The organism is Leptolyngbya sp. AN02str (assembly GCF_050565595.1).
Classification (GTDB): Bacteria; Cyanobacteriota; Cyanobacteriia; order Elainellales; family Elainellaceae; genus Kaiparowitsia.
On the sequence record NZ_JBNXVR010000014.1, the window covers coordinates 42,881 to 67,199 of the forward strand.

General features: G+C 54.0%; 35 protein-coding genes. 31 read left to right on the forward strand and 4 right to left on the reverse strand.

The features are described 5' to 3' along the window. Nucleotides 1-83: 83 nt before the first annotated feature. Nucleotides 84-311, reverse strand: coding sequence for a helix-turn-helix transcriptional regulator (locus ACQ4M4_RS12845; protein WP_430684879.1), 228 nt, complete (start codon nucleotides 309-311; stop codon nucleotides 84-86). 211 nt (nucleotides 312-522) lie between these two features. On the opposite strand from ACQ4M4_RS12845, the gene ACQ4M4_RS12850 reads away from it, so the two are divergent. The 7 genes from ACQ4M4_RS12850 to ACQ4M4_RS12880 all read left to right on the forward strand — a co-directional run bounded on the left by ACQ4M4_RS12850 (nucleotide 523) and on the right by ACQ4M4_RS12880 (nucleotide 3,999). Then, on the forward strand, nucleotides 523-738 hold the full coding sequence (locus ACQ4M4_RS12850) for a hypothetical protein (RefSeq protein ID WP_430684880.1): 216 nt from the start codon (nucleotides 523-525) through the stop codon (nucleotides 736-738). Between the two features lie 135 nt (nucleotides 739-873). Then, nucleotides 874-1,206, forward strand: a complete 333-nt coding sequence (locus tag ACQ4M4_RS12855) for a hypothetical protein (protein ID WP_430684881.1) — start codon at nucleotides 874-876, stop codon at nucleotides 1,204-1,206. A gap of 79 nt (nucleotides 1,207-1,285) precedes the next feature. Next, a complete protein-coding gene (locus ACQ4M4_RS12860) occupies nucleotides 1,286-1,639 on the forward strand; it encodes a hypothetical protein (protein WP_430684882.1) in 354 nt (117 codons plus the stop codon). Nucleotides 1,640-1,718: 79 nt separating this feature from the next. After that, a complete protein-coding gene (locus tag ACQ4M4_RS12865) occupies nucleotides 1,719-2,378 on the forward strand; it encodes a hypothetical protein (protein WP_430684883.1) in 660 nt (219 codons plus the stop codon). Next, nucleotides 2,375-2,770 (forward strand): hypothetical protein, encoded by a 396-nt coding sequence (locus tag ACQ4M4_RS12870; RefSeq protein WP_430684884.1) that lies wholly within the window; start codon nucleotides 2,375-2,377, stop codon nucleotides 2,768-2,770. Before ACQ4M4_RS12865 ends, ACQ4M4_RS12870 begins: the two co-directional genes overlap by 4 nt. A gap of 50 nt (nucleotides 2,771-2,820) precedes the next feature. After that, nucleotides 2,821-3,579, forward strand: coding sequence for a hypothetical protein (locus ACQ4M4_RS12875; RefSeq protein WP_430684885.1), 759 nt, complete (start codon nucleotides 2,821-2,823; stop codon nucleotides 3,577-3,579). Between the two features lie 15 nt (nucleotides 3,580-3,594). Further along, nucleotides 3,595-3,999: a hypothetical protein gene (locus ACQ4M4_RS12880; RefSeq protein WP_430684886.1), complete on the forward strand. Its 405-nt coding sequence runs from the start codon at nucleotides 3,595-3,597 to the stop codon at nucleotides 3,997-3,999. Here the strand turns inward: ACQ4M4_RS12880 and ACQ4M4_RS12885 are convergent. After that, a complete protein-coding gene (locus ACQ4M4_RS12885) occupies nucleotides 3,996-4,772 on the reverse strand; it encodes a recombinase family protein (protein WP_430684887.1) in 777 nt (258 codons plus the stop codon). The two genes, ACQ4M4_RS12880 and ACQ4M4_RS12885, sit on opposite strands and share 4 nt — an antisense overlap. 112 nt (nucleotides 4,773-4,884) lie before the next feature. Between ACQ4M4_RS12885 and ACQ4M4_RS12890 the strand changes: the two genes are divergently transcribed. The 3 genes from ACQ4M4_RS12890 to ACQ4M4_RS12900 all read left to right on the forward strand — a co-directional run bounded on the left by ACQ4M4_RS12890 (nucleotide 4,885) and on the right by ACQ4M4_RS12900 (nucleotide 6,671). Next, nucleotides 4,885-5,070 (forward strand): hypothetical protein, encoded by a 186-nt coding sequence (locus ACQ4M4_RS12890; RefSeq protein ID WP_430684888.1) that lies wholly within the window; start codon nucleotides 4,885-4,887, stop codon nucleotides 5,068-5,070. A 93-nt stretch (nucleotides 5,071-5,163) separates the two neighbouring features. After that, on the forward strand, nucleotides 5,164-5,910 hold the full coding sequence (locus ACQ4M4_RS12895) for a sigma-70 family RNA polymerase sigma factor (RefSeq protein WP_430684889.1): 747 nt from the start codon (nucleotides 5,164-5,166) through the stop codon (nucleotides 5,908-5,910). After that, nucleotides 5,907-6,671 (forward strand): hypothetical protein, encoded by a 765-nt coding sequence (locus ACQ4M4_RS12900; RefSeq protein ID WP_430684890.1) that lies wholly within the window; start codon nucleotides 5,907-5,909, stop codon nucleotides 6,669-6,671. The genes ACQ4M4_RS12895 and ACQ4M4_RS12900 overlap by 4 nt, the downstream gene beginning before the upstream one ends. Here ACQ4M4_RS12900 and ACQ4M4_RS12905 read toward each other — a convergent pair. Together ACQ4M4_RS12905 and ACQ4M4_RS12910 are read right to left on the reverse strand one after the other, a co-directional pair. Further along, nucleotides 6,668-7,282, reverse strand: coding sequence for a hypothetical protein (locus tag ACQ4M4_RS12905; protein WP_430684891.1), 615 nt, complete (start codon nucleotides 7,280-7,282; stop codon nucleotides 6,668-6,670). The genes ACQ4M4_RS12900 and ACQ4M4_RS12905 overlap by 4 nt on opposite strands. A gap of 56 nt (nucleotides 7,283-7,338) precedes the next feature. Continuing rightward, nucleotides 7,339-7,578: a hypothetical protein gene (locus ACQ4M4_RS12910; protein WP_430684892.1), complete on the reverse strand. Its 240-nt coding sequence runs from the start codon at nucleotides 7,576-7,578 to the stop codon at nucleotides 7,339-7,341. A gap of 234 nt (nucleotides 7,579-7,812) precedes the next feature. On the opposite strand from ACQ4M4_RS12910, the gene ACQ4M4_RS12915 reads away from it, so the two are divergent. From ACQ4M4_RS12915 to ACQ4M4_RS13015, 21 genes are all read left to right on the forward strand, one after another. Beyond that, the gene (locus ACQ4M4_RS12915; RefSeq protein ID WP_430684893.1) at nucleotides 7,813-8,091 is read left to right on the forward strand and encodes an HU family DNA-binding protein; all 279 of its coding nucleotides are present in this window, start codon (nucleotides 7,813-7,815) and stop codon (nucleotides 8,089-8,091) included. Nucleotides 8,092-8,166: 75 nt separating this feature from the next. Further along, entirely contained in the window at nucleotides 8,167-8,697 is a 531-nt protein-coding gene (locus tag ACQ4M4_RS12920) for a helix-turn-helix domain-containing protein (RefSeq protein WP_430684894.1), read from the forward strand. Beyond that, entirely contained in the window at nucleotides 8,679-10,169 is a 1,491-nt protein-coding gene (terL, locus tag ACQ4M4_RS12925) for a phage terminase large subunit (protein WP_430684895.1), read from the forward strand. The genes ACQ4M4_RS12920 and terL overlap by 19 nt, the downstream gene beginning before the upstream one ends. Nucleotides 10,170-10,212: 43 nt before the next feature. After that, nucleotides 10,213-12,069 carry an AAA family ATPase gene (locus ACQ4M4_RS12930; RefSeq protein WP_430684896.1) on the forward strand — a complete coding sequence of 619 codons (1,857 nt, stop codon included), beginning with the start codon at nucleotides 10,213-10,215 and terminating at the stop codon, nucleotides 12,067-12,069. 41 nt (nucleotides 12,070-12,110) lie between these two features. Next, nucleotides 12,111-13,493 (forward strand): hypothetical protein, encoded by a 1,383-nt coding sequence (locus ACQ4M4_RS12935; RefSeq protein WP_430684897.1) that lies wholly within the window; start codon nucleotides 12,111-12,113, stop codon nucleotides 13,491-13,493. Next, a complete protein-coding gene (locus ACQ4M4_RS12940; RefSeq protein WP_430684898.1) occupies nucleotides 13,483-14,403 on the forward strand; it encodes a minor capsid protein in 921 nt (306 codons plus the stop codon). The genes ACQ4M4_RS12935 and ACQ4M4_RS12940 overlap by 11 nt, the downstream gene beginning before the upstream one ends. Before the next feature lie 352 nt (nucleotides 14,404-14,755). Further along, entirely contained in the window at nucleotides 14,756-14,953 is a 198-nt protein-coding gene (locus ACQ4M4_RS12945) for a helix-turn-helix domain-containing protein (RefSeq protein WP_430684899.1), read from the forward strand. 36 nt (nucleotides 14,954-14,989) lie between these two features. Further along, a complete protein-coding gene (locus tag ACQ4M4_RS12950; protein WP_430684900.1) occupies nucleotides 14,990-15,679 on the forward strand; it encodes a DUF4417 domain-containing protein in 690 nt (229 codons plus the stop codon). Between the two features lie 41 nt (nucleotides 15,680-15,720). Further along, entirely contained in the window at nucleotides 15,721-16,419 is a 699-nt protein-coding gene (locus ACQ4M4_RS12955; protein WP_430684901.1) for a hypothetical protein, read from the forward strand. 66 nt (nucleotides 16,420-16,485) lie between these two features. Then, the gene (locus tag ACQ4M4_RS12960; RefSeq protein ID WP_430684902.1) at nucleotides 16,486-17,112 is read left to right on the forward strand and encodes a hypothetical protein; all 627 of its coding nucleotides are present in this window, start codon (nucleotides 16,486-16,488) and stop codon (nucleotides 17,110-17,112) included. Between the two features lie 61 nt (nucleotides 17,113-17,173). Further along, entirely contained in the window at nucleotides 17,174-18,349 is a 1,176-nt protein-coding gene (locus tag ACQ4M4_RS12965; RefSeq protein WP_430684903.1) for a hypothetical protein, read from the forward strand. 32 nt (nucleotides 18,350-18,381) lie between these two features. Then, nucleotides 18,382-18,762 (forward strand): hypothetical protein, encoded by a 381-nt coding sequence (locus tag ACQ4M4_RS12970; protein ID WP_430684904.1) that lies wholly within the window; start codon nucleotides 18,382-18,384, stop codon nucleotides 18,760-18,762. Then, nucleotides 18,755-19,168, forward strand: coding sequence for a hypothetical protein (locus ACQ4M4_RS12975; RefSeq protein WP_430684906.1), 414 nt, complete (start codon nucleotides 18,755-18,757; stop codon nucleotides 19,166-19,168). Before ACQ4M4_RS12970 ends, ACQ4M4_RS12975 begins: the two co-directional genes overlap by 8 nt. Nucleotides 19,169-19,170: 2 nt before the next feature. Next, entirely contained in the window at nucleotides 19,171-19,971 is an 801-nt protein-coding gene (locus tag ACQ4M4_RS12980; RefSeq protein WP_430684907.1) for a hypothetical protein, read from the forward strand. Next, the gene (locus ACQ4M4_RS12985) at nucleotides 19,971-20,378 is read left to right on the forward strand and encodes a hypothetical protein (RefSeq protein ID WP_430684908.1); all 408 of its coding nucleotides are present in this window, start codon (nucleotides 19,971-19,973) and stop codon (nucleotides 20,376-20,378) included. Before ACQ4M4_RS12980 ends, ACQ4M4_RS12985 begins: the two co-directional genes overlap by 1 nt. A gap of 3 nt (nucleotides 20,379-20,381) precedes the next feature. Next, on the forward strand, nucleotides 20,382-20,807 hold the full coding sequence (locus tag ACQ4M4_RS12990; RefSeq protein WP_430684909.1) for a phage virion morphogenesis protein: 426 nt from the start codon (nucleotides 20,382-20,384) through the stop codon (nucleotides 20,805-20,807). Next, on the forward strand, nucleotides 20,804-21,316 hold the full coding sequence (locus ACQ4M4_RS12995; protein ID WP_430684910.1) for a Gp37 family protein: 513 nt from the start codon (nucleotides 20,804-20,806) through the stop codon (nucleotides 21,314-21,316). The genes ACQ4M4_RS12990 and ACQ4M4_RS12995 overlap by 4 nt, the downstream gene beginning before the upstream one ends. A 35-nt stretch (nucleotides 21,317-21,351) precedes the next feature. Then, complete coding sequence (locus tag ACQ4M4_RS13000) at nucleotides 21,352-21,585, forward strand: hypothetical protein (RefSeq protein ID WP_430684911.1); 234 nt, start codon at nucleotides 21,352-21,354, stop codon at nucleotides 21,583-21,585. Further along, the gene (locus tag ACQ4M4_RS13005; RefSeq protein ID WP_430684912.1) at nucleotides 21,586-23,124 is read left to right on the forward strand and encodes a phage tail sheath subtilisin-like domain-containing protein; all 1,539 of its coding nucleotides are present in this window, start codon (nucleotides 21,586-21,588) and stop codon (nucleotides 23,122-23,124) included. A 58-nt stretch (nucleotides 23,125-23,182) separates the two neighbouring features. Beyond that, entirely contained in the window at nucleotides 23,183-23,701 is a 519-nt protein-coding gene (locus ACQ4M4_RS13010) for a phage major tail tube protein (protein ID WP_430684913.1), read from the forward strand. A 1-nt stretch (nucleotide 23,702) separates the two neighbouring features. Then, nucleotides 23,703-24,278 carry a hypothetical protein gene (locus ACQ4M4_RS13015; RefSeq protein ID WP_430684914.1) on the forward strand — a complete coding sequence of 192 codons (576 nt, stop codon included), beginning with the start codon at nucleotides 23,703-23,705 and terminating at the stop codon, nucleotides 24,276-24,278. Nucleotides 24,279-24,319 lie beyond the last annotated feature (41 nt).

Consider the following 24,319-nt stretch of genomic DNA (forward strand, 5'->3'; position numbering starts at 1 on the left):
AGCCTGTACCTCTTGTAGGGGGATGGGTGAAGGAGCGATCGCCGGAGTTGTCCAGACGCAGGCGGTCGCTTTTGCTATGGATTTCAACTCTCGGGCTGTTTTTCCGGCTCCAGCAAATCTGCCAGCTCCTGAACGGTGAGGCTTAGCGTTTGACAAAGTTTCGCTGTTTGCCTCGGGGTGAGCTTTGGCGCGTAAACACCTCGCTCCCAGTTGGAAACAGTTTGATCTGTAACACCAATCGCCTCAGCCACCTGCCTTTGAGTGAGTCCCAGCTTTTCTCGGAGTCTCATAAACTCATTACCTGAACTCATCTTTACAAGAGTCTACTACAAGAATTAACTACAAGCCAACTTGACAACTACAAGCAGGCTTGTAATAATCATATCAGTCGGGGGAGCGGCACCCTGTTAAAAAGCCTCCCCGCCGGGTGGGTTCCGGGACTGAGGATAAAAGCCCGCTGTTATGCAACTCCTGCCAACCCTGGCGTTTGCGCCGTTTTGTTGAGCAAAGGAGGCTCGTGTTATGGTTCGACGTTCTGACCGTGAAGCTGCGATCGCGCAGGTTGAGGCCACCCTCGCTGAGGTGGAAGAGCTTGTGCGTGAGACGCGGAGGGCACAAGCCCGATTTGAGCGAGGCTTGGACGAAACAGTTCAAACCCTCGACGATTGGGGCATGGAGATTGAAGCGCTACTCGGCGCGTTGGATCGCTTCGTTGAGGCCCGTCCCTATTTGCAATAGGGAGACGACCTGAGCATGTCGTTAAAAGGTTCTGAGTCCGGAATTCCGGACAAAAAATTCCCCTCTCGACCAAATGCTTTCTCAGGGCCAGAGGTCGAAAGGGGAACCCCAAACACACGTTGAGGTATAAGCCTTATGGTTGCACAAATTTCTGTTTCTGAAACCCGTTTAACGGTTGTTTCTGCTGAGGAGGATGAGCGTGGCTCGGGCCGGGTGGCCTGGGAGGATAGCGCTGATGACCTGTGGTTGCTGATGGATGTGGCGCGAGACTTTTTCGCGGCGCGCGATCGCGACGATGTGGCTGAGGCGGAGCAGTTGTACAGCCGAGCGCTGAAGCTGGTGAACTGCTTTGCGGTGGTGCATGCGGACATTCATTCGGAGCTGCGCCGGATGGATCAGAAGCTGGGTGTTCGTCAAGTTACGGTTCCTGCGGAGTTTGAGGGTACCTGGCAGGTTGTGAAAGCGTAGGTGAGTCGAGGGCGATTTCCCCTAGGAGAATCGCCCTTCCTTTCAAGAATTTATTCGCACACCCAATTTGGAGAGACCTATGAGTTTGGCTGATTATCCCGCGATGATTGCTGAAGCTTCGACAGCTTTGCTGCGGCAGGAGCAGAAAACGCGCAAGCTGCAAGACATTGTGGCGATCGCGCTGGCTGATGTGGATCAGCAGGTTGCCTTTGACGAAACCTTGAAAAATGAGGCCCAACGTAAAGCTCGAAAGGCTGAACTGTTGGCAGATCCAGACCTAGCATCGGTGTTGATGGATTTGCAGGATGCTAAGGATGCCCAACGCGAGTTGGAGATCCAGCTAGAGCAGTTGCGCAGCGAATTTGCGGTGCAGAAGTTGGCAGAAAGACGGGCGATCGCTGTGATGGAGCTGCGGGCCTGTCAGGTGGCATGACATTTAACCCTAGGCTCTGTTCATTCGGGCAGAGCCTAGGTGTAGGAACTATCGGGGTGATTGAGTTCAAATCACCCTTATGCGCCGTTTCCTTCGCTCTAGACAACCGCTCCGATTCTGTAAAGGTGGCTCCGGCTCCGGTGGCGGTGGTGGTGGCGGTGGCGGTGGCGGTGGCGGCGAAGCTGAACCACCACAGCCAATTCCGATTGATGATTTGGACCTGCCTCCCGGCGTGGAGGTAAGCGATTACGACACAAACCGATATTACGAGTTTCAGATTGAGGGTAACGACGTTGAGCTGAGGATTTCCAAGGATAGTGGAGATGGGTATGTCGAGTTTCAGGTGAATGGGGACTACGACATCGGCAGCGCCTTGTCCCGAGAGGGAGCAAACCAAGCAACAAGAAGCCTGTTCAACATTATTGAGCAGGATGCGAAAACCCGGCCTAATGGCTTCCAGTACCGCACGACTGCCTATGAGGGCGATGGTGAGGGGGCAAAACGAGCGGCAGCTTATGAAAGGGCAGGTTTTAGCAGGCCGATCACTGGTGAGCCAGGTAATACCCAGTACGCAATTGTAGAAAACGGCAGGCTGGTGCCAGACAACGGAAGGTTGTCGAGTGTTGAACGGCAAGCAGGCATTACGGCCAGCCAGGTGCAAGCAAACATTAATGCTGCGCGGGCTGAGCGCAATGCACGACGACAACAACGTAGAGACGCGAATAGGAGGCAACAATGATGAGCGACCGAAACCAGCAAGACAGCAACGCGCAATGCAGTTGGACCGACGAAGATGAAACTTTGTTCAAGCAGTTGTGCGAGGAAGTCAAAAGTCTCTCAGATGAAGAGACTATGGCCATTCTGAAGAAGTATCCTCAGCACATTGCAAAAGAGTATGAGGAGAACATTCTCTGGACTGACGAAGACGAGTCGCAAATGCGCCAAATGATGGCAGAGATTAACCAGAGCGACCTCTCGGATGAGGCAGTGAGGGCAATTGAAAGCAGGTACTCCAAGAAAGTTGTGGAAGAGTACCAGGATATGTGTGATGCGGTTGTGTCAGGGGCGATCGCTGCTGGTAAGGCTGCCAAAGAGAAGCAGGAGCAGAAGGCTGAGGGCTCTGATCAGTAAGCCAATTGTGATGTAGGAACTATCGGGGTGATTGAGTTCAAATCACCCTTATGCGCCGATTTCTCCGCTCTAGACAACCGCTTCAATTCCATAAAGGTGGCTCCGGATCTGGCGGTGGCGGTGGCGGTGGCAGTGGTGGTGGCGGCGGCGGTGCTGAAGCACCTGCACCAGTAGCTGTTGAACCAGAACCAAACGATCGCGTTGCTGGTGGTGGCAGGCTTGGTGAAAATGTCCAGCTAACTGGCGATTTTGAAGGCGTTTCTGTATTCAACTCACAGAATGGAAACAAAAGGGTTTATACGTTCCGAGCTGGTGATAAACCTGTCCAGCTTGAAATCAATAAGAATGGCGACAGCCATAATGTTGTCTTCACTGTCGCTGGACGCCTTTCGACCAATAACAGTCTCAGCGATGGAGAATCGGCTGTGGCTGTGAGACGGCTACAGCGCATCATTCGGGAGGACGCGAAAACCCGTCCTGAGGGTTTTCGATACGATACGAGTGCTGCTGATGGCGATCGCCGTGGCATGGTACGAGCAGTTGCGTATGAAAGTGTGGGCTTCTCGGTTCCTGTTAATGGGCAAGTTGGCAATACCCAATATGGGGTTGTTCGCAACGGGAAACTGACCCCTGACAATACGCGGCTGAATGCTGTACAGCGGATTTCAGGATTCAACAGTGAAGAGGCCGCAAGTAATTGGGCTGCGGTGCAACAATCTAGAGATTCCGCAAGAAATAGGCGACGCCAAACGAATCAGCGCCAGGAGCGAATTCGCCAGACTGCTAACCGCCGTAGAAATAATGGCTGATAGTGAGGAAAACTTATGACTAATTCTGAAGGCTTGAGCTTGACCAATACAGAATGTGGGCTGATGCATCGGCTCAATAACAAAGAACGTGGGCTGATGTGGAAGATCAGTGAAGAGGCTTTGGGTGTTGAGGACGATGAAAAGCTGGATGAGATTTTGGCCAAATATCCGCTCAATGTAGTTAATGCTTGGGCAGAGATGTACGAGGTTGGAGACTTGAGTTTGACGGACAGGGAACGTGAGCTGATGGATCAACTGGATGACGAAACATTTAATGTTGAGGATGATGAAAAGCTCGGTGAGATTTTGGCTAAATATCCGCTCAAGATTGTTGCAGCCTTTTGGGAGATGACCGAAGGCTTTGCAGCGGTGGTACAGGGTGCGATTCATCAGGCTCAGGGGCAGGAAGGCCAGGACTAGCTCAGCAATTTTGGCCAATGGAGTGGGCTGTTGCCGCGCTGGCCACCGAGGTAGGCCGGCTGGTTGAACAGGACTTCGCGGATGCTGGTGGGATGCCAGGTGGAGTCTCGCGGGCTGGGGATTTGTTCGGCATTGAGATGATTGGCGATCTTGGCAAACGATCGCCCCTCATTTCGTAGGGAAAAGATGCGCTCTACTACATTGGCCTGGGCGGGGTTAATGACGATGCCTGAGGGCGATCGCTGGTAACCGTAAGGTAAGCGGCCCCCTTTCTCTCCATCGATAGCTCCGCGTTCGGCGAGGGCGGCGCTGGTGCGCTCGGCGATGAGATCTCTCTCCAACTGGGCGAGGGCGGCGAACAGCGTCAAAACGAATTGCCCCTGAGGGGTGGAGGTATCCAAGCTCTCTTTACAGGAAACCAGCGTTACGCCGTATTTACCGAGTTCATCCACCAGGTCCAGAACGAGGCGGGTTTTGCGACCTAGGCGGTCGAGGGAGAGGATGATGATGGCATCGAGCTTGCCTGAACGCACATCGGCCATGAGGCGAGCCAATTGGGGACGTTTGGAGGCATCTTTGGTGCCGGAGATGCCCTCGTCGATGTAGTGGGTGGGCTGTGGCCAGCCTTTGACCTCGGCCATAGCCTTGCAGCGGGTTTTCTGGGCTTCTAGGCCAAAACCCTCGCGGGCTTGCTCTTCGGTGCTGACGCGACCATAGATGCCAATGTGCTGGATCTCTCGCTGATGCTGGATTTTGGGCTTTCGCTTTGCCACTGTTCAGTAACCGTTACGTTGTGCAGTAACGGTTCCCTTACTGCATATCCTTTGGTTGAAATAGGATTAAGTAAGGGCGTCTCTTCATGTGTCCTCTTAATTTTTTTCGGTTGTGAATCAATCACCTGAGTTTGATGATGCTCGACAGAGCATTGAGGCTATTAAGCAAAAGTTGCGCTATTGGATTGTGGATCATGCTGGGTTGGCGCCTTCACCTGAGCTTGCTTTGGAGTGGGCGATCGCACTGGAGGAGACTGCTCAACAAATTCGTAACGGCTCACACACGTCAAACCTGTGAAGCTTGCATGAGGAACTCTCATAGATCAGTGATTTCTCTCTAGCCGATTGATGCAACCCTCGCCAGATTGAAGATACTGGCGAGGGCTTTTATATGGCAAGGGTTGAGGCGGTTTGGAGAAATGCTCGTGAGCAGGCCTCTCTTTTTCAGATTTATCGGCAGACAGGTGATGTCAAAATTCGGAATCGGCTGGTGCTGCTGAATGACAGGCTAGTGTGGCAGATTGCAAGGCGGGAGGCGGAGCTTTGCAATGTGGAGGCGGAGGAATTGCAGCAGATTGGTCAAATGGGGCTAATTTGGGCTGTCGAAACGTTCGATCCTGGAAAGGGGTTTGCATTTAGCTCGTATGCGGTGCCCAAAATTCGAGGGGCCATGCAGCACTTCCTTCGGGACCACGGTTGGGATTTGGTAAAGGTGTCGCGCCGGAACCTGGAATATAGGAGTCGGGTAAAGAAGGCGAAGCGCCGGTTATTGGCAGATGGCTACCGTGAAATTGAGCTGGACGAGGTGGCGATCGCTCGAAGCCAGGGCTTGTCACGAGCCAAATGGCGGGAGGTATCGGAATCAACGGCTCGCAAACCGTTGGTGCATATTGACGATGCTCATCATGTTGCTGCTGAGACTGATGAATTGCCGCTGCTTTGGGCTGAGGTGCGTCGCGAACTGTCTGCTCTGCCCAATCCCTATCGCTCGACCCTGATGGATGTGTACTTCAAGGGAATGAGTGAAGCGAAGATTGCCCGAGCCAATGGCGTAACGCTGCAAGTGGTGAACGACTGGATTGTAGAAGGTATGCGTCGGTTGAAGCTGAGCAGTTTGGCAGATAGGAGAGAAGCATGATGCTGGTAGAAGTGAGTGGCTTTGATTACAACCGGGTGGGCGATCGCTCTTCGCTTGAGCAGGCGCGCGATCGCATTAACCGGCTGAACTCCACGACGGTGCGTAACATCATTAAAACTGGGATGGAGCTGCTGAGGATTAAGCCATCCCTGAAGGAGGAAAAGGTGTATTTGGCCTGGGTGCAGGCAGAGTGGGGCTGGAGCCGGCAGGATGTGAACCGATTTGAGAGCGTAGGCCGCGCATTTGGTGAGCATGTCGCAATTTGCGACAAGTTCGACGTTTCGGCGCTGTATGAGCTATCCCGCCCCAGCACGCCTCCTGCAATTCGAGAGCATGCGATCGCCGCTGCGACAGCAGGTACGAGAATCCGCCATGCCCGTGCCAAGGCGATGATTAGCGGAAAAGAACTGCCCCAGTTGATTGTGGGTAAAGCGGCTGTTGTGGTGGATAAGTCGAGCCCACGGTTTGGGCAAAGCTACGTTGTGCAAGCCGTTGATGAGGCAGATGGCTTAGTTTCGGTGAAGGATGAGCATGGTTCACGCTTGGTGCCGCTATCAGACTTTGGGGCAGAGCCAGAGGAAAAGCCTATCTCGGAACACAACTCTAAAAAACCCAGTCCGGCAGAGGTTCTATCAGCGGAACTGGATGTGGCTAATCTGCGAATTGAAAAGCTGGAGGGGGTACTGCGACGGCTGGTGATGGCGGCTCGTGCAGGGGAACTCAACGACACCTTGCTGGCAGCGGCAGAGCGGCTGATTTAGCGCGGCTGTCGGCGCGGTTGGAGCACATGATTGCCCTTAAAAGCTTTGAGGGCATAACTTTCGAGTAGGGCTAGCCAATCGGTTGCATCTACCAAATCTACCCAGGCTTGATAGCGGGCAGGTGCCAGGTAGAGCGTGCGCTTGGCCATGGCTCGCACGATGACGATGGCGTAGTTGTCACCTGCGGCCCACGCAAACGTCATTCCTACCAAGTCGGCAGGAATGACGGCTAATGGTCTCGCCAGATATGCTCTGCGTTCGCCCTTTAAGCGAGATGGAATGCGCGATCGCCATGCGACGACGACGATATGGCTAATCTGTCGGGTATCGAGACCACCGGATGACTCAAGGTAGTCACTTAATTGCTGTTTGAAGGAGGGGCCTCTGCGCAGGCTAAATGGATCAGCATCACGCCGATATTCAGCCCCTCTCCCGAAATCTTCTCGCAACTGGGAGATGGAGATGAGACTGAGCACGAGATCTGAGTGGGCGTCGGAATGACAAATCCACCAGCTGGTGACCACGCCGGGTTCGCTGGAAGGGACTCGATAGAGGGTTGCACGCTTGGTGTAGGCTTCCAAAAAGCCAGGAGGTTTTTGAGGTTGCTCCAAACCGAGCGCTCCTTTAACCCAAGCAAAGAACCTTTTGAGTAGGTAACTGCCACTGATCACGGCTCCTCTGTGTGGTGTGTCGTTTTGGAGCCGAGCAGCGGGATATCCAGGGCCTCATCTACACGCTCGGTCGGTAAGGCGCGGCCTGCGCCAAGGATTACCCCTGCGGAAGCTAACCAGGTTTGGGCGTGCTCATGCGGGACTGTAAAGGCTTTCCAAACACAGGCTGCGGCGATTGCCTGAAAGATAAATTCGGTTGAAAGAATTCGTTGAAGAGGGCTCTGGCGTTTTTTCACAGCTTGTTCTCTGGCTCTGCGGCATAGTTCCCCTTGAAGATAGTTACGCTGCGCAGCCCATTTTTTTGGGAAAGCTTAGGTATGGAGACTTTCTCTTATACATTGGGTTGGGCAGCGCTTAGGCGCTGCCTTTTTTTCGAGAGACGCCATCACGGAGAGGAAATGCTGAAATCTTGGTTTGTCGTCGAACTCTAGCGCTAGAATTCCTTGAAAGCGTTGGTTTTAGAGGCTTTTATGAATAAAGGTGAATTGGTAGACAAAATTGCTGAAAGCGCAAATGTGACCAAGAAGCAGGCCGATGCCATTTTGACTGCGGCAACCGATTCGATTATGGAAGCTGTATCGAAGGGCGAAAAGGTTACTCTGGTTGGGTTTGGCTCGTTTGAACCGCGTGAGCGCAAAGCTCGTGAGGGGCGCAATCCTAAGACGGGTGAGGCGATGGAAATTCCTGCGACGACGGTGCCTGCGTTTTCGGCTGGTAAGCAATTTAAAGAAATGGTGGCTCCTGACTAACCTTTTGACTGCCAACTTTTACTCCTGACGTTCTAGCCTGCTTCGGCAGGTTTTTTTGTACGTTTTGTCGGCAAATTGGGCTACCGACAAAGCCCGGATTCCTGGTTTGGCGGGAACTCTCGCGATGTCGGTGTCGGTGGAATGTCGGTGGATAAGAAGGCGGTAGCAAAGCGGCTGTATGAGCAGGGGCGATCGTATGCGGCGATCGCGCTGGATGTGGGCGTATCGACTCGTACTGTGGAGCGCTGGGGCTCGGAGGGGAACTGGGCTGTGCTGCGGCAGGCCAATGTGGTGCCATTGGAGCGGTCTGAGAGCCAGCCCAGGCAACGGCCAACGCCTCGCTCCAGGCGGGGTGATGGGGCAATTGACGAAATGGAGATTGTAGAAGGGGCGATCGCTAATTTGGCGGTGCTGTTGGATGGCTCAGGAGATGTTGACCCGCGTAGCCTGGGGGGAATTGCTGGGGCGTTGGTGCGGTTGCTGGAGTATCGACGGAAGGTTCAGCCTCAGACGGCGGCGGAGTTGGCAGAGCGGGCGATCGCGCTGAATATTAACCCGGCTGAGTTCGCGAGGGAGCTGCGTGAGAAGTGGCAGCTCAGGGCGTAAAGCGGAAGCAAGAATTTGTTGAGGAGCTGGAGCGGGAATTTGACCTAGTACATGAGGTTGAGGAGGGCGATCGCGCTGTTCTGAGCTTTGTGGAGTTCATTAACCAGGTGAACCCAAAGTACAAGTGGTCCACTATGAGTGAGCGTCTGGCTGCGTTGCTGCAATCGGTTGCTGATGGTGCACTGACCCGGTTGATGATATTTGTGCCTCCCAGACACGGCAAGAGTGAGCTGGTGAGTCGATTGTTTAGCGCGTATTACCTGTATCGCTACCCGGAGCGGTGGGTGGGGATTAACAGCTATGCAGCGGAGTTGGCGTACACGTTTAGCCGTGCGGCTCGGCAGAACTTTAAGCAAGCAGGTGGCAGCATTAGCGATGCCTCTAGTGCGGTGAACCACTGGGAAACGAATTCGGGCGGTGGTGTGTGGGCTGCGGGTGTGGGTGGGCCGATTACTGGTAAGGGTTTCAGCCTGGGGATTATCGACGACCCGCTGAAGAACCATGAGGATGCCAGCAGCAGCACGATTCGTGAGAAGCAGAAGGATTGGTACGACAGCACCTTTTACACGCGGGCGGAGGAGGATGGGGCGATCGTGCTGCTCCAGACCCGCTGGCATGAGGATGACCTATCGGGGTGGCTGCTTTCCAAAGAGCATGATGAGGACCCGGAAGGTTGGCATATTGTGTGCCTGGAGGCGATTAAGGAGTCCGGAACTCCGGAGTTTCCCCCAAGCTGCACGATAGAACCTGACTGGCGATCGCCGGGTGAGCCGTTGAACCCGGTGCGGTTGGGCCTGCGGCGGTTGCAGAAGATTCGCGCTCGCATTCGGGGCTATTTTTGGCAGGCGTTGTATCAGCAGCGGCCCCGGCCTGTGGAGGGCAATACGTTTAAGGAGTCGTGGTTTCAGCGATTTCGTGAGGTGCCTGACCAGCTGGAGCAATTGATTGTTTCGGTGGATGCGTCGTTTAAGGGCAATAAGACGAGCAGCTTTGTGGTGATTCAGCTGTGGGGGCTGAAGGGTGCTGACTTCTACCTACTGAACCAGCAGCGCGATCGCATGGGGTTTGTGGCGACGAAGGAAGCAATTCGGCGGATGATTGACTACTGCCAGGAGGAGTTTTTGATTGCGCCGTCGGCGGTGCTGATTGAAGATAAGGCGAATGGGCCTGCAATCATTGATGAGCTGAAGACTGAGATATCTGGTCTGGTGCCTATCAACCCTGGCCAGTCGAGTAAGGAGGCCAGGGCTGAGGCGGTGAGCCCGTACTACGAGGGCGGGAATGTGTGGATTCCTGAGAGTGCGATCGCTCGGTTTTCGGTGAAGGACTATGTGGACGAATTCCTATCCTTTCCAGATGGGGTGACCGATGATCAGGTGGATGCCAGCTCCCAAATCATTTGGTGGGTGATGCAGCGCCGGCGACTGCCTAAACACAAGCGTCACCAGGCGCGATCGGTTGGGAATTGGTGAGTACTGTTTGCTAACCTCATGATGGCGGCACTAGTTTGAAAAAATGTACATCTCCAAACTCCAAATCTACAACTACAAAAGCTTCTACGAGTCCGAAGAAGTTGAGTTTACACCTGGATTTAACATTATTGTTGGGCAGAACAATGCGGGAAAAACAGCCCTGGTAGAGGCATTAAGCCTCAAATTTGACAACAAACCTCACCGCAGCTTCAAGACAGCACCTAGAGAAGAATCCAATTTAACCAGTAAAAGTCGAGTTAGTATTACTCTTGGTTTTGGGCCCAAGGAAGCACTTCAAATATTAATTAACCACTTCTCTTTAAAGCAGAAACAAGAGATCAGTTTTACTACGATTGCAGATGGCTCTGCCGAGATAAAAACTGCAAAAGCCTATTTGTTGCTGAGAGAAGTCTTGGAAAGTGGTGGGAATCTGGTCTGTAACTTCCGAGATCAAAAGTTTATCAATCCAGTTCCGTACTTTCAGGAGTATGGATTGATGCTAGGCAATACAGCAGAAATGGCAATACAGCTTAATGAGCTAGGAAACGATCTGAAATATGTTGGATCCCGTTGTTTAGATAATCATCAAAACCATGGTTTTATTCTGGCAAATTTTGCACAAGAGAGGATTTATACATTTAGGGCTGAAAGGCTCAATGTCGGTACGTGCCAGCTAGGCAGATGTACTGAATTGATGAGGGATGCTAGCAATTTGCCAGAAGTGTTGAGTCAGTTGCAAAGCAATCCTGCTCGTTATCGAGAATTCATTAAAAACGTCCAATCCGTATTTCCAAGCATTGCGACTATCACCACGCCTTCAATTGGAAGTGATAAGGTTCAAATTAAAGTCTGGTCTCATGATCCAAATGATGAGCGACCTGACTTAGCTGTATCTCTGGAAGAAAGTGGAACTGGGATTGGTCAGGTTCTAGCGATGTTGTACGTGGTGACAACTTCCAAGCATCCTCAAGCCATAGTTATTGATGAGCCCCAAAGTTTCTTACATCCGGGAGCTATTAAAAAGCTATTTGAGGTTCTAAAGAAATACTCTCAACATCAGTTCATCATCACCACACACTCACCAACAGCGCTGTCTGTCATCAGACCATCTGTGCTATTACTTGTACGGAAGGATGGCTTTGAAAGCCATATTGATACTCTTAAAACAGCAGAAGCGGCTCAAGTACAAGACTTTTTGTCAGAAGTCGGTGCAAGCTTCTCTGATGTGTTTGGGGCAGACAACATTCTTTGGGTGGAAGGGCCTACAGAAGTACAATGCTTCACCTTCATAGTGGAAGAAATTCTTAATGAATCTCTAAAAGGAACCAAAATTTTAAGCGTTTTGCAAACTGGCGACTTTGATGGTAAACACGCCAAAACTGTTGCGCAGATTTACGAGCGGCTAAGCGGAGGTGGAGGGCTGCTGCCTCCAGCAATTGGATTTATTTTTGATCGTGAGGGTAGAAGCCTAAAGGAGCGCGAAGAAATAATCAAGATGAGTAAGGGTAAGTTCTCTTTCCTTCAGAGAAAGATGTACGAGAACTACCTTCTACACCCAGAAGCGATCGCCGCTTTGCTCAACCAGGAAGATTCATCACGCGAAACTCCAGTATCAGCACAGGAAGTGAACGAATTTCTGGAGGAGCATTCTCAGGAAGCCGGGTTATGGAAGGATAAAAAGCGTTTTGATCATCTCAGTCAAGAATGGTTAGAAAATATTGACGGCGCGGAACTTTTGCAGCTTTTGTTTGGGAGCCTAACAGACTTTCGGGTGTCATATAAAGACAACAAAGTGAGATATGGCTTGATACTGACGGAGTGGTTAATTCAGAACAAGCCTTCTGATTTACAAGAAATCGCTGATTTGCTGAAATCAAAGCTATTTCCAGAAACTGCTTGATCTAGTAGGAACCCTGGGGCTGAAGTGTTTCGCTGTCAGACATGGGTTACAAGCCTGCTCAGAGCTGCAAGTCAGCCCAAGAGAATATCGAGTGGTACAAGGGTTTCGACCTGTTTAAGCTGGCCTGGGTTGGGCCGAAGTTCGACAGTCGGGACCCTGAGTACGAGCGGAAAATGGCCGAGCTGAAGCGGGTGTTTCAGGGCCATAACGTGCTGGCAGAGCTGGTTGATAACTGGAAGGATGGGCTGGTCAGCGAGCCGTTTACCTGGTACTTGAAGGACTCGAATGGGCAACGGGTAGAGGCAGCTGAAGCAGAAATCGCCTTGCAGCGGTGGCTGGACTGGGTGAACCAGCAGGCGCTGGAGCTTGACCCGTGCACCACCAATTTTGAACAGACGGATATTTGGTCGGAGTTCGTTTTATCCCTGGGAGTTACAGGCGAGGCATGCCTGCGGCTGTGGCAGCCGGAGCGGTTTGCCGATGACCCTGACCCCATTCACCAGATTCACCTGCATGCACCGAAAACTGGAACGGTGCAGGTGGAGCGTGGGGATGATGGGTTTGTGGATGAGATGTCCTATGCATACGGCCAGGGCACGCAGGAGAAACACACCCGAAACGACCGGGGTGAAATGGTTATCACGACTTCTACCAATGAAGAACCGCTGGTGATTGATACGGGTGGGCGTTGGCTGATTCAACGGGTGCAGGGGCGATCGCTGCTGACGCCTAGTGCGAAGCAGAAGCAGGGCAGCATTTGCCATGCGCTGACGATGAAGCTGCGGAATCAGGAAATTGGCGGGTTTAAGGAACGGACCCTGCTGAATGCTGAGTTTCCGGAAGATGAAGAGGGCAATCCGGTAGCGGTGGAGCGCGGGCCAGGGATTGACCAATACCTCTACGGCATTCCCACCGGAGATCCAACCTCGCCAGGGTATGCGATGCCGCAGATTCATGAATCGCAGCCGGTGAGTGTGCAAACGTTTATCGACAGCATTCAGATTGACCGTACGCTGCTGTATTTGGAGTTCAAGCAGGGGCACCTGCTGAGCAGTGGTGATGGTGGCCTGTCGGGTGAATCACGCATCCAAATGCGCCAGGGATTTGAACTGTTTTTGCGGGGCTACAAACGCCCGGTGGAGAGTGCGATCGCCAACATTTTGAACATTGTGTTGCGGATTTTGGGATACACCGAGCTGGAAGCGGTGGTGCAGTTGAACATCACCACGGGCAAGCTGAGCGCTGAGGAGCGATCGCAAATTATTGAGGAGTATCAATCGGGATTGCTGAGTAAGGCAACGGCGATCGCCACGTTGGGCACGGTGAAGGATGTGGATGCTGAGCTGAGCTTGATTGAGGAGGATATTAACGCTGCGATGGCTCGTCAGGCAGCATTGGCTGAGGCTGAGGACGATGAATCCTGAGGTGTTGAGCCTGATTCGGCGCTATGACCGCCTGATTCGGCAGTTGGAGGAGCCGGTGATTCGGCGGCTGGATGCCTCGCTGGATAGTGCTTATCGAGAGTTTGAGCGGGAGTTTTTGCAGCAGTATCCGGCGATCGCCCAAAAGACCAACTTGCTGGCTACACAACGGCGGGCAGTGCTGATAAACGACCTGGGCAACCTGTTGGCGGTGATTCGCCCTGAGATGGCCGATAGCTATGAGCAAACGTTTGAGCGGTTGATTCGCGGTGCAGGCGTGCTGGGTGGAAACCTAGCGGGTGAACTGATGCGGGCGATCGCCCCTGATAGCTTTGTGCGCCTGTTTGCGGGGATTCCGCTGGAGGCAGTGGCGTTGCAGGCGAGAGATGCCAGGAGACGGCTATACCGCTATAACGAGACTTTTCAGAATAAAGCGAGCGCCATTATTGAGCAGTCGCTGATTCAGGGTTGGGGGCCGCAGCGTGCGGCGGAGCTGCTGCGACGGCAGATGGGGCTGGCCAAGAGTAAGGCGGAGCAGATTGCACGAACTGAGACCCTATCTTCCCTCAACGACGCTGCCCAGATGCGATACCAGGACAACGGCGTTGAGGGTGTGCAGTGGATTGTTACGCCGTCTGAGCAGCTTTGCGCGTACTGCGCGGCGCGGAACGGGTACGTTTACGCGGTTGGGAAGGTGCGGATTCCGGCGCATCCGCTGTGTCGATGTGTGGTGCTGCCGTGGCGGGCTGCTTGGCAGGCTGACGGGTTGACCGCCGACGCGATGCTTTTGGAGTATCGACGGGCGCGGCTTGAGGAGCTGTATCAGCAGAATCAGCAGCCGAACTATGGACCGACTCCGTTTGAACGGGCTGCGGGGCTGACGTGGGCTCCTGAGCCGCTGTGGAAACCGTGAGGCTGGATTCTACGAGGCGATCGCACCACTGGCGAGACATCTGCCCTAGAACGATTACCGTCGCGCAGAGCAGCAGGAATGCGGACCATAACCAACGATAGGTGGCGATCGCCGCTGGTGAAGTGAGCTGGCGATAGCGACGGGTGGTGTCAAACCGACCTTTGCGGTAGACCAGGCGGAATCCGTAGGCGGCAGAGGACGCGGTGATTGCGAAGGAATGGGTAGCGTATTGCATTTTGAAAAACTCCTTGTAGGGTGAGGCCCGGTGTAGAGAGTGGGCCGGAACGTCGCGGCGCTTGGAACGATGCCGCTGAATTCAGGTTAATCTGGTGTTGATGGATATGTCAACACCATGAGCAAAGATCAGTTTTTGAATGCCAGCCTGAGTGAGCTGCAAGTGGCTACGGGGGTCGATCGGGCAACTTGGTCGAAGTGGCTGAATGGGCATTTGTCGCCCCGGCTGGATACTTTGGAGGCGATCGCTGTGAAGCTGGGGGTTGAGGTGTGGGTGCTGGTACATTGGTTCAAGCTGCGGCAGGGGCAAATGTAGGAACCATTGCGGGGTGAACATTTTGAACCCCTGGCCATGACCCGTAGACGAATGATTGATGGCAGCTGGACTGCCAGAATTGCGCGAAATCACTACAACCTCAACACCTTTTGCTTTATGTGGGGCATTCGGTTTGTGGGTGAGTTTGGCATGCCGGAGCTGCGGCCCTGTGATGCAGTGCCGGAGAGCATTTTTCCCTATGACGAGCGGAACAAATGGAAGCCGGAGGATGGGGCAATCCATTTCTACTGTGAGGATTGCGAGTTTGAGAATGTGTGGCTGCGAGCGAACCGCTACCCTCACATGCCTGCGGTGGTGCAGAAGGCTGGTGTGGTGCTGACGCCGGACTTTAGCCTGTTCACAGATTTTCCGGTGGCAACGCAGATTTGGAACGTGTATCGCAGCCGGCTGCTAGGCGCGATTTGGCAACACCAGGGCTTGCAGGTAATTCCTTCGGTGGTGTGGGGCGATCGCGCTTCGTTTGCGTGGTGCTTTGATGGGTTACCTGTAGGTGGCACGCTGGCAGTGAGCACAGGCCATGTGGCCAAGCATGAGCAAGCCGGATTTATGGCGGGGTTTGAGGTGATGCTGGAGCGCTGTCAGCCGGATACGGTGCTGGTGTATGGGCGCGGGATGAAGGGGCAACTGGAGGCGATCGCCAATGTGCGGCGGTATGACTCGCGGCTGACCCAAATCTATGAGGCACGGAAGCGGAAAACTGCTTAGTGCGTGGGAACTCTGCCGCTGAACTGAACGGCATTTCCACGATGGATTTCAAAGAAGCTCTGGCAGCTATCAAAAAACTCGAAAACGGTGCTGAGCTGGTTTCAGCAATCGAGGCGGAAACGGAACGCCTGAACACCAAGAATTTTGAGGTGATCGGCGAGAAGCGAAATGCCACCAGTAAGCTAACGGCCTATGAGACGGCGCTGACTGCGATCGCCACGGCATTGGGTGTCGAAGGTGATGCAGAAGCGGTGCTGGCCAATACAGAGGCCAAAGTGCGGGCGATCGCTGGTGAAGCGGCACAGCTGCGCACCGATAAGGCTGCGCTGGAAACTCGTGCCACTGAGGCCGAGGGCAAGGTGAAGGGACTGGAGCGAAAAACCAAAATTAGTGATGCCGCGGCAAAGTCTGGGGCTAATGCTGCGGTACTGGAACGGTTGCTGGGCGACAAGATTGATGAGCTGGCGATCGCCGAGGATGGCGTGAAAGTTGGCGATAAGTTGCTCAAGGACTATATCGAGGCTGATGAAGGGCTGAAACCGTTTGTGCCTGCGCTGTTCCCCTCTTCAACCGAGCAGAAGCAGGAACCTGAGAAGAAGCCTGCTCCACAACCAAAACTCCCCAGTTCGGCTCCAACCGCAGGCCAGGGCGATAAGCCTGACTTGCTGGCCACCTATGCCGCGAAGAACTACGGCGGTGCGAAGGCCCTAACCGCGACAAAAGCCAAATCTGAAGAATAGCTGCTGGCAGCAGAGCCGCTCGTCTGGTACGGCGGAACCCCGAAACCGTTTACCTAAGGAAACATCATGCCCGGAGTAACTTGGAAAAGTTTTACGATGCAGCAGCCGAATTGGTCGGCTGAGCAGTTGACGGCAGAACGACTGCTGAATGCTGGCACCCAATTGGATATTGCTCAATTTCCCTTTTCTGACAGTGTTGTGGTGACGTTGGCAGCTGGAGCCGTAACCGCTGGCTCGAACAAAACATTGGCTCTAACTTCGCCACTGACGAACGATATCCCTGCTGGAACAATTTTGGATTTTGGCTCTGGCGAATTCGCCACGCTGAGCAGCAAGGCGGTGAAGGGCTCTAGCAGTATTGCTGGGGTAACGCTGGCCGCAGACCTAGAGGGTGGTGAATCGGCTACCTACCGAGGAACTAGCGGTCAGATTACGGTGGCGAGTGGAACATTGGTGGGCCGGACGTATGCCGAGCGGGAGAGTGGGGACGGGTTTGGCCCTGCGACTCATACGGACGATGAGTTTTACATCGTTGCCTTTCAGGTGGAGCGGGCGGAAATTGACGCCGGGGTGACTTTAGTTCGGCATCAGACGCTGGTTTATGAGGATCAGCTGCCCGGTTGGGGGACTGCCAGCGCCGATATGAAAGCCAAGGTGCGATCGCTCTACCAAACAATCGTTTCTGCGGGCTAAGGCTGGCCTAGCCGCATTCTCTGAACGTTTTATCCAGTCTTAGTTAGGGGTAACAGAAACCATGCCAACATCATTTTTTGACCTGTATCAACAGATCCAGGAGGATCGGTACTTCGAGCGACTTGCGCTGGAACCTCAAGCGCAGTTTGGCTCTGAGCAGCAGCCACTTTTGGGTGCAAGTATTCTGCCAGAGCGTCTGGTGGAAGAAAACAGCTACGAAGAAACGCAGGTACGCTACCGTACGCAGCCAGCGCTGGACAACAACCGCTATAGCCCTACCCAGAAGCAAGCCAATGGTCATTTGATTGGCTCTTTTAGAGTAGATTTGGGCCACACAGATACCCAGAAAGAGTTTACTGGCAAGGATTACGACGATCTTTTGAAGCTTTTGATGCGGGACAGCGATATGGAGGCAATTCAGCGCCTGATTCGCTGGAGTGATAACGAACTTGTACGCCCACACACCATCAAAAACGAGATCCAGCGGTGGCAGGCGCTGTTGAAAGCGGAGGTGCAGCGACGCACGAACAACGGTGAGATGGAGACCGTAACCTATTACCGACCCGAAACCCACTTTGTTGAGGTGGAGAGCGGCAGTTTGGCGAACCCTGAAGGCTGGTACGACAACGATTACGACCCATTTGACGACATTGAATTGGGCGTAGAAACGCTAGAAGGCTTGGGCTATCAGGTGACGGGGGCTTACAGCACCAGTTATTTGGCTCGGGTACTGCGGCGCAATGCCAAAATTGTGGGCCGTTCGACTTCGATTACGGTCAACGCCAATGGGCAGATCACTTCGACGACGAACCGGGTGAGCAATACGGTGTTGGATGATGTGATGCTCGACGAGAGCTACCCCGTCATCACGCGCTACAACGGCGGCTATGAAGGTCCGACCAAGTTTCAGCGGTACATGCAGGTTGACGAGGATGCAGACTATTTGCTGCTGACGGGTTCGACGCAGCGCCGCTACGAGCTGGCCACAGACTACGTGGGCGTTACTCAGGCTGACGTGGGTGAGTTTGCTGATGGGGCCTTGGTTTTGGACAACACGCTGGGCTACTACGCAGTGGGCCGCAACGTGGGTCAGTCCAGCCCAGGGCGCACGCTGAAGACCTGGCCTAACGAGAAGAAGCCGGTGGGCATGGGTGGTGAGAGCTATCAGACTGGCCTTCCTGTGCTGGCCGACCCTCAGGCTTACTACGTGATTAAGGTCAAGCGACCCACCGCGTAATTGGATCGAAAGGTTAAGAGCAGATTAAGTAAATGGTTTCTATCCCACCGCTCACCGCTGCAAAATCGTGGCGAGGGAAGTTGTACCGCAAGGGCTGCACGCTGGTTCCTGAAGACCTGGCGATCGCTCTGGGTGTGCTTCCCTTGCCGACTCAACCTGTAACCTCGACCTCGGAGGATGACCTATCGGAGTCCGGAACTCCGGACTCGGTAGCGGCATTGGAGTGCCTGAATGGGGATGCGATGACGATGGCGCAGCTGCCAACCATCGGGCGGGGTGCGGCAGCTCTCATTGTTCGATCGCGGCCTGCGGCAGGCTACTCCAGCATTGACGAAGCGATCGCCCTAAACCCGAAGGTGACGCGCCATCCCTACACGGTGGATTGGGACAAGGTGAGGGCGTGGAATGGTTGATTATCTTGACTCGGCAAGCTGTTTGGATGAGGTGAAGACCAACCCATCGGTGAGGGGTTTGGCCGGAGTTGAGTACGACAGCTATTTAACGAATCAGCTCATGATTTCGGCTGGCATGAATGCTGAAGTGCAGACGGTGTATCGGCCCTATTACGTTGCCGCGAAATTTTTGGAGCAGCTGCGATCGCAGCAAACCGTAAGCAAGGCCGATGGGGCTGATTTTACCGGATTGGCTAAGCCGATTGAGTCGCTTTTGGGGCTACAAGCCTCGTTGGATAAGGCGATGGGGCTAACGATTTCAGATGGATTTGAAGCAATTTTGCCGGACTGCCAGGTTTGTGAAAACAAGCTTGGCGGTGCATCTCGCTACAGGACGCGATCGCACACACCCACAATGAGACCTTAGGTATGAAACCAAATGCTTTAAGTACAATGCCGCTGCAAGAGCTGGGCAAAGCCCAGGCGAAGTGGGTGCAACAGCAATTGATTCGGGGTGGATACCTGCCATATGGCAGCGATGATGGTGTGGTTGGCCCGATGACCCAACGCGCTTTTGCCAAGTGGAAGCAGGATGCGAGTCAGGCATTTCCAGATTTGATTAGCCAGGGCAGCATTGAGCTGCTGGCAGTACTAGACGAGCCCAACCCTGTTTCTGAACAGGTAAATGATTCACCAATTGTTTTAGACCCTAATGCTGGACGATTGACCGGCAAAACGGCACAACTACCGTTGGTTGGTTTGGTGTATCAAAACCAATGGATACTGCCAGATTTGCCTTTTTTCACCTATGGCGAAGCCACGCAAGGCATGAACCCACGGCGGTTGCCAACCACTGAAGAAGAGGTGCGCGGGCTGTTACTGATGGCGCGGGCTGCTGGTGAGGTGAGGAAAGTACATGGTGAGCCATGGCGTATCAACAGCTGGGGACGCCCTGGAAAAGAGAATGAGCGAGTGGGTGGAGCAAGGGGCTCGACACATCGCTGGTTTCGTGGTGTGGATGTGCGCCCAATCAGCGCTAAGCACCGCAGCCCCAACGATCCAGCCTTCAAAAGGTTGACGGCGATCGCCCGCGACAATAAACGAATTTGTGGGATTGGCCACGGTGAGGTACGCGGAATGTTTAAGCACCTGGATGTGGGTTGGGGCAGTGAGCGTGGCGTGCCAGCCAATCTGAGAAACAACACTAGACGGCGAGAGTTTCCCTATTAATGGCCAGCCCGTTTCCAGCTAATGCCACGCTGACGTTCCAGGTTCCTGTGGGTGAGCCTGGAATTGATACGTTGGGAAACATGACCCAAGCGACAGAACCATTTGTGGCGCAGGTTTATTTTCGGGAGGCGAAGAATCGAGGTTCAACCAGCAACGTAGCTGAGGAGAGCGAGCGGGTATCACGCTTGCAGTTGGAGGGGAGATTGGTGGAGCCGGACAGCCTGCCTGCAAACGTATCGGTGAAGGCAGCGGCAGTGTTGCGCGACCTGGGTGGGGTGGCTACCGAACTCGATGGCGATTTCTTTTTGGAGGAATCGTTGGGGAGTGCGTTTGGCACTTCTGCGGTGTTAGGGGCTCCCATTCGCGGCTATTTTGTGCGGCGGGTGCGATGGGGGGAGGCGCTGTAGTTGGTGCGACTCCGGATTGAAGTGAGGGACTTGGGGGCGATCGCCAGCTTGGAGCGGTTGCAAGAGGTGTTGGGCGATTTGTCGGCCCCACTGGATGAGGCTGGGGTCTTTATGGAGAGGGAGACTCGGCTGAATTTTGTGAGCCAAACCACACCTGATGGGGCAGGTTGGGCAGGGCTACGGCCTGCAACGCTGCGACGGAAAAAGACGCGGGCAATTTTGCGGGAGACCAGCACACTGATGGGTGGAATCCAGAAGCAGGCTGCCACGGCCAGCAGTGTGCAGGTAACGAGCACCGGCGCGAAGTATGGGATATTTCACCAGACCGGGACGAGCAAGATGGAGCAGCGGGAATACATTGGCATTGGCGATCGCCACATTCCACGCATTAAGCAGATTTTTGACGGCTACATTCAGAGGGCGCTATGAGACCTGAAACAGAGCAGAGCATTGTTGCCCGATTGGCACCGCTGCGCAGCGTGAATGTGGTGGTACGGGCAGTGCCCAATATACCTGCTGAGTTGGGTGAGCCGACGGGGAACGGTGAGGTGTTGCTGATCTGTAAGCGTGGCAAAGCGGAGAAGCCTTCTGGGATGGGTCGGTTTCAGCAGGAGGTGAACGACGAGTGGCACCTGACGCTGACACTGAAACACATTCGTAGCGAAGCCGGGGTGATGACCTTCATCAACGCCATTATTGCTCTGCTGTTGGGGTTTCGCCCGGAGCAGTGCGGCAAACTGTGCCTGGGAAGCTATGAGATACTCGGGATAGACCAGATGGGCTTTTGGCGGGCTGACCTGATGTTTATGGCTACGCGCTTAGTGCTGGAAACGAGCGAGGATGAGGCGATCGCCCTGCTCAGCCAGATTACTTTTGAGACTGAGGTTTGGGACACACCCGTTGAGCCAGATTTGGTAATTCCTGAGACTGCGGAGTAGTGGGAACGCTACGTCAGCAATTGGGCTGAAGTGGCATGCAGAAATTTCTTTATACAGGCCCGTTAACGGCGCTGACCCTACCTGTAAAGGAGGGTGAACCCATTCGAGAAGTGCAGCTGATTCCTAACAAGGTGGTGGAGTTGCCGACTGATTGGGTTTTTACCACCCGACTGAAAGCGTTGGGTTATTTGACTGCCGTTGAAACGACCGTAAATGAGCCGACGTTGCCAGCCCCGAAGCGCACCAGTCGCAAGCAGGAGGCAGAATAAATGGCAGCAAATTTTTTACACGGCGTTGAGACGATCCAGATTGATGATGGGCCTCGCTCTATCCGCGAGGTGAAATCGGCTGTAATTGGCCTGATTGGGACTGCGCCACTCTACAAGGTGGCAGAAGGCGATCGCACCATCAACACTCCCAAGCTCATCCTCAGTGATGACCGGGAGGCAATTCGCTATTTTGGCAATCGCGCGGCTGGGTTTACGATTCCTGCTGCATTGGATGCGATTTTGGACCATGGCGCGGGCGTCGTGGTGGTCGTGAATGTGTTTGATCCCAGTGAGCATAAGACTGTCGCTGAGGCCATTTCCTACACCTTCTCCACCACTGGTACCAGCAAAGACAAAATTCAGTTGCAGCAGGTAACGGGCACAGCACCCAGCCAGACCGTTGTGGACGGAACCACAGCAGAAGGGCTGACGGGCGCGTTTACCGTGACGAACCAAGATGCTTCAGTCACCTATGTTGCCGCGACGGATTACACCATTAACGTGGTGACGGGGGAGCTGGCACGGGTGACGGGGGGAGCCATTACCAGTGGGCAGCAGGTGCAGGTGACTTACACCTATGCAGACCCTAGCTTGGTGCAACCTTCGGACATTATTGGCACGGTGGATGAGTCGGGCAGTCGCACTGGATTGAAGGCGTTACAGGATGTCTACTCGCTCTATGGCTTTACGCCCAAGATCATCATTTGCCCTGGCTTTAGTGAGCTAACGGCAGTTTCGACTGAGATGCTGGCGATCGCTGAAAAGGTGCGGTCGATGGCGTTGCTAGATGCTCCGGTGGGTGCAACTCGGGACGAGGCGATCGCGGGCCGTGGCGGTGCAGCTCCGGTGGGCAACTTTGGCACGAGTAGCCGACGGGCAATTTTGCTGTACAACCGTCCTCAGGTCTATGACACGGTGACCGACTCCAACCAGATTGAGCCCTATTCGGCTCGGTATGCAGGCGTGATGGCTGCGAATGACCGGGCAAATGGCTATTGGTGGAGCCCTTCTAACAAGGAAATTCGCAGCATTGTGGGCGTAGAGCGCACGCTAACCGCTGGCATTAATGACCCGGATAGCGAAGTGAACCTGCTGAATGAGGCGGGCATTGTCACCATCTTTAACGCCTTTGGCAGTGGGCTACGCACCTATGGTAACCGCTCTGCGGCTTGGCCCACTGACACTAGTGCGCTGAACTTTATCAGCATTCAGCGGACGGTCGATATCTTGCACGAGTCGGTTGAATATTCGATGCTGCAATTCCTCGATCGCCCGATTAACGACGCGGTTTTGGATGCGGTGGTGGAGAGCGTCAACGGCTTCATTCGGGAGCTAATTCTGCGTGGGGCGCTGATTGCAGGCTCTCGCTGCTTCTATGACCCGGCACGGAACCCGGCAAGCCAACTAGCGAACGGCCAGGGCGTATTCAACCTGGATGTGATGCCTCCGCCTCCGTTGGAGCGCATCACGTTTGAGTCTCGCGTGAACATCAACCTGCTCAACAACGTTGGGCAGAATTTGGCACCGCTCGGCATTTAGTTGGGCTGAGTTTTGTTTGCTTCAAGTTTGTGTCAACTCGCTCAGCAGTGAGGTTTAGATGAGCAATAACGCCAATGTTTTGGAAGATGCCGTGTGTTGGCTTGATGGGCGATCGCTCGCGGGCTATGTGAAGGAAATTGAGTTGCCTGAAATTAAGTGGGCAACCGTGGAGCACGAAGCACTGGGCATGGTGGGCACACCGGAATATCCGGTTCGGATTGAGGCGATGGAATGCACTATCACCTGGTCTGAGTTTTATGAGGAGCTAGCGCTGGCTTCCGCTGACCCGTTCAAGCCGGTGCGTCTCCAATTCCGGGCCAATATGGCCCAATACGGCACCGAGGGCAAGATCGGCGATCGCTTGATGAAAGTCGATCTGACGGGACGCTTTAAGGAAAATTCGCTGGGTAGTTTTAAGTCTGGCGAGGCGGGTGAATTTGAAACCATGATGGTTTGCACCTACGTGAAGCAGCACTTTAACGGGCGCGACATTCTCGAAGTGGATGTAAACATTCCGCTTTATCGGGTGAATGGCGAAGACAAGTTAGCTAACTTTCGCAAGAACTTAGGAAATTAAGATGGCGAAGAACGCAGTAATTGAAGCGATCGCCGTCGAAGCGGCTCCTGAGGCTCTGAATACGGTGATTGTGCTACCGGGTGGCCAGGTGGCTGTGGAGCAGGAGCTAAGCGGCGCGGACTATTGGGAATTTTTGAAAATTGCCAGCAAGAACGCCGCAGAGGCTACTCGGTGGCTAATGCTGCGGGCCTATGTGGTGAATGGTGAGGCCCTAACCATTGACCAGCTAGAGGATGAGGACGGTATTGGCTTTGAGGGTGCTGCGGTGCTGAGCAGTGAGGTAGCCAAGCTGTTTGCCCCTGAGGGTGAGGTTGTTGAGAGTGGTATTGCTCTGCCTGGTGGCAAGGTGGCGGTGAAACAAAAGCTGCCGGGGCGGAAATTCTTTGAGTTTCAGCGGATGGCGGGTGAGGATGCGATCGCCGCTACGCGGTGGGTAATGACCCAACTGTTTGAGGTGGATGGGGCAGCGTTGACAGAGGCCATGCTGACAGCGGATGGCCTTGGCTTCAAAGGTGTGGCCCTCCTCAATCAGGAAATTAACAAGCTTTTCAAGGCAGCCCTAGCCCACAAGAAGTAATTGCGATTTCGAGGGAAACGGGCTGGGGCATTGGTGAACTA

What these genes read in the sequence shown, in the direction of transcription:
- ACQ4M4_RS12845 (WP_430684879.1), bottom strand. Translation starts at nt 311, where the DNA reads ATGAGTTCAGGTAATGAGTTTATGAGACTCCGAGAAAAGCTGGGACTC.
- ACQ4M4_RS12850 (WP_430684880.1), top strand. Translation starts at nt 523, where the DNA reads ATGGTTCGACGTTCTGACCGTGAAGCTGCGATCGCGCAGGTTGAGGCC.
- ACQ4M4_RS12855 (WP_430684881.1), top strand. Translation starts at nt 874, where the DNA reads ATGGTTGCACAAATTTCTGTTTCTGAAACCCGTTTAACGGTTGTTTCT.
- ACQ4M4_RS12860 (WP_430684882.1), top strand. Translation starts at nt 1,286, where the DNA reads ATGAGTTTGGCTGATTATCCCGCGATGATTGCTGAAGCTTCGACAGCT.
- ACQ4M4_RS12865 (WP_430684883.1), top strand. Translation starts at nt 1,719, where the DNA reads ATGCGCCGTTTCCTTCGCTCTAGACAACCGCTCCGATTCTGTAAAGGT.
- ACQ4M4_RS12870 (WP_430684884.1), top strand. Translation starts at nt 2,375, where the DNA reads ATGATGAGCGACCGAAACCAGCAAGACAGCAACGCGCAATGCAGTTGG.
- ACQ4M4_RS12875 (WP_430684885.1), top strand. Translation starts at nt 2,821, where the DNA reads ATGCGCCGATTTCTCCGCTCTAGACAACCGCTTCAATTCCATAAAGGT.
- ACQ4M4_RS12880 (WP_430684886.1), top strand. Translation starts at nt 3,595, where the DNA reads ATGACTAATTCTGAAGGCTTGAGCTTGACCAATACAGAATGTGGGCTG.
- ACQ4M4_RS12895 (WP_430684889.1), top strand. Translation starts at nt 5,164, where the DNA reads ATGGCAAGGGTTGAGGCGGTTTGGAGAAATGCTCGTGAGCAGGCCTCT.
- ACQ4M4_RS12900 (WP_430684890.1), top strand. Translation starts at nt 5,907, where the DNA reads ATGATGCTGGTAGAAGTGAGTGGCTTTGATTACAACCGGGTGGGCGAT.
- ACQ4M4_RS12915 (WP_430684893.1), top strand. Translation starts at nt 7,813, where the DNA reads ATGAATAAAGGTGAATTGGTAGACAAAATTGCTGAAAGCGCAAATGTG.
- ACQ4M4_RS12930 (WP_430684896.1), top strand. Translation starts at nt 10,213, where the DNA reads ATGTACATCTCCAAACTCCAAATCTACAACTACAAAAGCTTCTACGAG.
- ACQ4M4_RS12935 (WP_430684897.1), top strand. Translation starts at nt 12,111, where the DNA reads ATGGGTTACAAGCCTGCTCAGAGCTGCAAGTCAGCCCAAGAGAATATC.
- ACQ4M4_RS12940 (WP_430684898.1), top strand. Translation starts at nt 13,483, where the DNA reads ATGAATCCTGAGGTGTTGAGCCTGATTCGGCGCTATGACCGCCTGATT.
- ACQ4M4_RS12945 (WP_430684899.1), top strand. Translation starts at nt 14,756, where the DNA reads ATGAGCAAAGATCAGTTTTTGAATGCCAGCCTGAGTGAGCTGCAAGTG.
- ACQ4M4_RS12950 (WP_430684900.1), top strand. Translation starts at nt 14,990, where the DNA reads ATGACCCGTAGACGAATGATTGATGGCAGCTGGACTGCCAGAATTGCG.
- ACQ4M4_RS12955 (WP_430684901.1), top strand. Translation starts at nt 15,721, where the DNA reads ATGGATTTCAAAGAAGCTCTGGCAGCTATCAAAAAACTCGAAAACGGT.
- ACQ4M4_RS12960 (WP_430684902.1), top strand. Translation starts at nt 16,486, where the DNA reads ATGCCCGGAGTAACTTGGAAAAGTTTTACGATGCAGCAGCCGAATTGG.
- ACQ4M4_RS12965 (WP_430684903.1), top strand. Translation starts at nt 17,174, where the DNA reads ATGCCAACATCATTTTTTGACCTGTATCAACAGATCCAGGAGGATCGG.
- ACQ4M4_RS12970 (WP_430684904.1), top strand. Translation starts at nt 18,382, where the DNA reads ATGGTTTCTATCCCACCGCTCACCGCTGCAAAATCGTGGCGAGGGAAG.
- ACQ4M4_RS12975 (WP_430684906.1), top strand. Translation starts at nt 18,755, where the DNA reads ATGGTTGATTATCTTGACTCGGCAAGCTGTTTGGATGAGGTGAAGACC.
- ACQ4M4_RS12980 (WP_430684907.1), top strand. Translation starts at nt 19,171, where the DNA reads ATGAAACCAAATGCTTTAAGTACAATGCCGCTGCAAGAGCTGGGCAAA.
- ACQ4M4_RS12985 (WP_430684908.1), top strand. Translation starts at nt 19,971, where the DNA reads ATGGCCAGCCCGTTTCCAGCTAATGCCACGCTGACGTTCCAGGTTCCT.
- ACQ4M4_RS12995 (WP_430684910.1), top strand. Translation starts at nt 20,804, where the DNA reads ATGAGACCTGAAACAGAGCAGAGCATTGTTGCCCGATTGGCACCGCTG.
- ACQ4M4_RS13000 (WP_430684911.1), top strand. Translation starts at nt 21,352, where the DNA reads ATGCAGAAATTTCTTTATACAGGCCCGTTAACGGCGCTGACCCTACCT.
- ACQ4M4_RS13005 (WP_430684912.1), top strand. Translation starts at nt 21,586, where the DNA reads ATGGCAGCAAATTTTTTACACGGCGTTGAGACGATCCAGATTGATGAT.
- ACQ4M4_RS13010 (WP_430684913.1), top strand. Translation starts at nt 23,183, where the DNA reads ATGAGCAATAACGCCAATGTTTTGGAAGATGCCGTGTGTTGGCTTGAT.
- ACQ4M4_RS13015 (WP_430684914.1), top strand. Translation starts at nt 23,703, where the DNA reads ATGGCGAAGAACGCAGTAATTGAAGCGATCGCCGTCGAAGCGGCTCCT.